The sequence below is a fragment of the Bacillus sp. GMa5/1 genome (genome assembly GCF_050172015.1).
GTDB lineage: Bacteria > Bacillota > Bacilli > Bacillales > Bacillaceae_G > Bacillus_A > Bacillus_A cereus.
Map to the genome: position 1 here is coordinate 1 of NZ_JBNLYC010000223.1, position 5,649 is coordinate 5,649.

A 5,649-nucleotide genomic window follows, 5' to 3' on the forward strand; every position below is an offset into this window, starting at 1 on the left:
AAAAATCCTCACAGCTTTTATTCTCTGTGAGGATTTCTTCTATTATATATCCAATTGAACCTCTACACCGAAATGATCTGAAATTACATTTCTGTTTGTACCATTAAAAATAACTTTTGAAGAATGAACTTTTTTACTTTGGTTACACAATATTAGATCGATTCGCAAATTATGTTTATTTTCATCCCAACCAGCAATCTCACCTTGGACAGTCGTTCCTTCATCCTTCTCTATTGCTAATTCATATGTGTCATACAACCCTTTTTGCATCATATACTCATAACCTTCGCCTTCCAACCGAGCATTGTTATTAAAATCCCCCATTAAGAAGGCGAGCTTATTGCTATCTACACGCTCCATCAAACGATCGACTTGACCTTCGAATGACTCTTCTTCATCATTCCACCAACCGAGATGGCAAGAGTAAAACGTTATATCCTTACCATTATAAGCAATTGTTGCACTTACAATTTTACGCGTTTTCCAATACGTTGTATCCTCGTTCTCTGAAATGAAGAACGTATCTTCTTTTATAATATTATGCTTCGTTATAATCGCTAATCCTTCTTCATACACGTCATAACCAATATGAGAGAAATCCCAAGTAATATTGTAATCTTTTACATGTAGCGCTTTTAACTCTTCTAATAGTAAAAGTCCAAAATTATCTTCTTTCTTGTTACCGCATACATTTTCAGCTTGTATGGACTGACTTACTTCTTGCAATGCGATGACATCGTACTCTTCTTCTTGAATTACTTTAGCAAGGTATTGTATCTTTTCTATTTGATTCTCTTCTTGCCAAGAATGACAGTTTAAAGTTAGCAATTTCATATTATTACGCACCTAACATATCTTGAATGTCTGACTTTAATACGTCAGCTTTCGGACCATATACCGCTTGTACACCTTTATCTTTTACAATAAGTCCTAAAGCACCATTTTGTTTCCACTGTGCTTCTGATGCAACAACATCTAAATCTTTTACTGTTACACGTAAGCGTGTCATACAAGCATCTACGTCAGCAATATTTTCTTTTCCACCTAATAAATCGATAACTTTTGTTGCTAGTGAACCGTCTTGTACATTTCCTGTTCCTTCTGATGCCTCATCTTCATTATCAATATAGTTACCTGCACGCCCTGGTGTTGGTAAATTGAATTTTTTAATTAAGAAATTAAATAGTGTAAAGTTAAGACCGAAGAACACTAATGAAACAATAACAAAGTTGATTAAGTCTCTTGTTAAACCTGCGTTAACCATCATTGGTGTACGAGTAATTAACTCAATAAATCCAAATGCATGAACACGTAAGTTAATTAAATCAGCTAGCGCGAATGCAAGTCCTGTTGTAATAGCATATACAACATATAATAATGGAGCAATAAACATGAACATGAATTCAATTGGTTCTGTTACACCTGTTAAGAATACTGCTAATGCTGCTGATAAAAACATTGGTTTATATTTTGCACGCTTTTCTTTATCCACGTTACGGAACATCGCAAATGCAATCCCCATTAACGCTGCTGTTGAGCCGATAACTTGTCCAGCTTTGAAACGAGCTGGTACAACGTTATTTAATAAATCGTTATATGCCTTCGTATCTCCATTTGCTAGTAAATTATTTAAATCTGTAATCCATGCAAGCCATAATGGATCTTGTCCTGCTACAACTTGTCCAACTTTTGAACCAGTTAACATCGTATATGTTCCGCCTAGCTCTGTATAGTTCATCGGAATCGTTAACATATGGTGTAAACCAAATGGTAATAATAAACGCTCTAACGTTCCATATACAAACGGTGCAACAACTGGTGCGCTATCTTTTGAAGCTGCAATCCAGCGACCAAATTCATTTAACCCACTTTGGATGAATGGCCATAGAAGTGATAATACAATCGCAGTAACTGTAGACCAAAGAATTACAACGAATGGTACAAATCGTTTTCCATTAAAGAATGCTAATGCCTGTGGCAGTTTATTATAGTTATAATATTTGTTATATAAAGTAGCTCCTAAGAAACCTGTGATGATCCCTACGAACACTCCCATGTTTAATGCAGGTGCACCAAGTACAGAAGTAAAGTAATCTTTTACAATTAAATCTCCCGCTATTACTGAAGAAACTTTCGCTTTTGAATCCGCTAACATTTCAGCGTTTACGCCAAATATAGCTCCTGTAATTCGGTTTGTTAAGACGAATGCTAATAGCGCTGCAAATGCACCACCCGCGCGATCTTTCGCCCAAGATCCCCCAATTGCTACTGCGAATAAGATGTGTAGATTTGTAATGATTGCCCAACCGATGTCTTCCATTACGCGAGCGATTGTATGAACTGCGTTAACATCCCCAGCAGACATACCAATTAACTTACCGATGGAAATCATTAAACCAGCTGCTGGCATTACGGCTACAACAACTAATAAAGCTTTCCCGAACTTTTGCCAAAAATCAAAAGACGTAATTTTCATCTGTTCTTCCTCCCCTTTATTTATAACAACATAATGATTTAAATTATAATTTCTGTCCCTTTTATGAAAACGATTCCTCATATCATTTTTCTTTTTACGCAACCGTTTTCATAAATCTATTTTAATAAAAGCGTTTTCACTTTGCAATAGAAATTTATTTTTTTTCATAAAAAAAGATGCTCAAAGAGCATCCTTTTTTATTATGAAATGCGATAAACCCTTGTTTCATAAGGTTTTAAAGCAATTGTTGTTACTTCTTCATGTTCCGCAACTTCATAGTTATTTAAAAGCAAACGTTTGCGTTCTAGTGCAAATGAACCCTCATTATACACAGCTTCCTCTTTTGAGATATTACTAATTACAATGACTTTTTCATCCTGTAACGTACGTGTATATGCATAAATTTGTGGATCGTCTTCTAAAAGTAAATCGTACGTACCATAGTTCAGTACATCGTGCTCTTTTTTCAGGGCAATCATTTTCTTATAGAAATTGAAAATAGACTTTTCTTCATTTTTTTGCTTTTCAACATTAATTTCTTTGTAATTTGGATTCATGCTAAACCAAGGTGTACTTGTTGTGAAACCAGCATTCATCTCATCATTCCACTGCATAGGTGTACGTGAATTATCGCGGCAAGAAGCCCATATAATCTCCATCATATCTTGATGTGGTACGCCCTCTGCAATTTTCTCGCGATATAAATTTTTAATTGCTACATCATCGTAATCTTCAATATTTGGTAACTGAACATTTGTCATACCAATTTCTTGGCCTTGATAAATAAACGGTGTACCGTGCATAAAGAAATACATCGCCCCTAGAGCTGTTGCACTTTCACGCCAATATTGTTTATCATCTCCCCATGTTGAAACGATACGTGGTTTATCGTGATTCTCAATATATAAAGCGTTCCATCCTTTATTTTCTAATCCTTTTTGCCATTTCGTTAATACTTTTTTCAATCCTACAACATCAAGGTCTTTCTTCTTCTCTGCATCCCATAAACTTAAATGTTCAAATTGGAATACCATATTGAACTTACCTTGCTCTTCTCCAACCCATAGCTCAGCATCTTCAATCTTAACACCATTTGCTTCACCAACAGTCATAATATCGTACTTAGAGAATGTATTTTCTTTTAGCTCTTCTAATAAAGGTTGAATACCTTTCACATTCATATGTTTATCAAAAGATGGCACATATTTTAACTCTTTTGGATTTGGCATATCCTTGAGGCCTTCTTCTTTTTTAATATGACTGATCGCATCAACGCGGAAACCATCAATACCTTTATCAAGCCACCAATTAACCGTATCATATAGTACTTCGCGAACTTCTTTATTCTCCCAGTTCAAATCTGGTTGTTTACGTGAGAATAGATGTAAATAATATTGTTCTGTTTCTTCATCATATTCCCATGCCGAACCATTAAAAATACTTTCCCAGTTGTTTGGCTCCGCACCATCTTTACCATCATGCCAAATATACCAATCACGCTTCGGATTATCTTTAGATGAACGTGATTCAATAAACCATGGATGTTCATCACTCGTATGATTAATAACTAAATCAATAATTAGCTTCATATCACGCTTATGAACTTCATCTAGTAAAGCATCAAAGTCTGCCATTGTACCAAACTCATCCATAATATCTTGATAATCACTAATATCATAACCATTATCATCATTAGGCGATTTATACATTGGACAAATCCAAATTACATCTATACCTAAATCTTTTAAATAATCCAGTTTTGCAATAATACCTTGTAAATCTCCAATACCATCACCATTTGAATCCATAAAGCTTCGTGGATAAATTTGATAAGCAACCGCTTCTTTCCACCATGTCTTATTCATAGTCATTCTCTCCTTTTGCATCCCATCGGAATTTTATGCAAACGTTTTCGTAACACTATCATAACAAAATATGAACAGTTTGCAACTGTTTTCATTGAACTCTATGTAGATTCTTTATTCTTATGCTTTATTTATTTCTCACAAAGGTAAATCTCATTCTTCACCTCTTCTTGAAACTGGTAGCCCCTCTCTCTTTATAGAAGAAGTTCCTTATATAAAGGCTGTTGAATTTTTTAATGGCGGTAACATCCCTGAAAATTTCAAGCGCTCTGGTTCCTATGTCTATAAACCTATTCCCCTTAAAGGCATTCAAATCATGCAATACTTTCTTTCTCATGCACCGAATAAAGATGCTAGTATTTGGCATCAATCGCTCATAGGTGCTGTTGAAAATATTTCGCCGAATAAAACGGCTTATTTTCATCGTAAAGCAATTATTGCTCAAGAATACATTACCTCTTGGAAATGCGATGATGAAGAAAATCAAAATATACGCTGGGTTAAAGGTTTACGAGAAAGCTTAGATCCTTATACACTAGGTGACTATGTGAACTGGCCCGATATCGACATTAAAAATTGGCAAACTAGTTATTATGGCTCTAACTTTCACAGATTACGTAAAGTAAAAACCATGTATGATCCTTGTGATGTTTTTCATTTCCAACAAAGTATTCCTCCTTTTCATACGTGAAAAAAGGGGATAACATAAAAAAATCATCCAATATACCGTTACCTCGCAGTATGTTGGATGATTCAAGTTGATTTTCTATATCGTTTCAAATTCTTGCTCCTACTCATAAACTTTTACTTACAGATTAATTGTATTTCGTATCATTTTCATGCAATGAATGTAATTTAATATTTGGTACTTTATCTTTTTCAATACCTCTATTATAAGAAACAGGAACTTGAAATTCGAATTGCTTTGTCTCATGTTTTTGTAAATAGACTGGTTTCGGTACTGGATAGCTTTTTGAATTCTCGTTTGCATTATCGTATAAAACAACTTTTAATGCTTGTGAATGATTACGATAATTTTTTAAAGTAACAATGCACTTCGGTTGGATATTCTCTCCATTTTTCTCCATTCTACACTGGCTATCTTCTTTTTTATATTCTATTGCTTCTACCCCTGTTTTTCCTGCGTAGTACCATGTTTTATTCAATGTCTGGAGGATTGTATTTAAAATAAACGGCATCATTACAATCAAAATACTAATGCCTACTACTTTTATCTTATTCGTTTTTCTAAATGTACTAGACTCCTTTTTTCCTAGCCATTTTAAAAATAATATAAATGCAATTACA

4 protein-coding genes and 1 pseudogene are annotated in these 5,649 nt (G+C 34.3%); 1 reads left to right on the forward strand and 4 read right to left on the reverse strand.

Annotated elements, in window-relative coordinates; genetic code table 11:
* Nucleotides 1–42: 42 nt before the first annotated feature.
* From ACQGSG_RS25895 to ACQGSG_RS25905, 3 genes are all read right to left on the reverse strand, one after another.
* A complete protein-coding gene (locus ACQGSG_RS25895; RefSeq protein WP_000771985.1) occupies nucleotides 43–834 on the reverse strand; it encodes an endonuclease/exonuclease/phosphatase family protein in 792 nt (263 codons plus the stop codon).
* A 4-nt stretch (nucleotides 835–838) separates the two neighbouring features.
* Nucleotides 839–2,476 carry a PTS transporter subunit IIBC gene (locus ACQGSG_RS25900; RefSeq protein WP_426948350.1) on the reverse strand — a complete coding sequence of 546 codons (1,638 nt, stop codon included), beginning with the start codon at nucleotides 2,474–2,476 and terminating at the stop codon, nucleotides 839–841.
* Between the two features lie 200 nt (nucleotides 2,477–2,676).
* Entirely contained in the window at nucleotides 2,677–4,341 is a 1,665-nt protein-coding gene (locus tag ACQGSG_RS25905) for a glycoside hydrolase family 13 protein (protein WP_001044703.1), read from the reverse strand.
* A 154-nt stretch (nucleotides 4,342–4,495) separates the two neighbouring features.
* Here ACQGSG_RS25905 and ACQGSG_RS25910 point away from each other — a divergent pair.
* Nucleotides 4,496–5,032 (forward strand): annotated as a pseudogene (locus ACQGSG_RS25910) (BBE domain-containing protein); the annotation flags it as partial.
* A gap of 124 nt (nucleotides 5,033–5,156) precedes the next feature.
* Here ACQGSG_RS25910 and ACQGSG_RS25915 read toward each other — a convergent pair.
* On the reverse strand, nucleotides 5,157–5,649 hold a 493-nt coding region (locus ACQGSG_RS25915), incomplete at its 5' end, for an ABC transporter permease (RefSeq protein WP_426948352.1).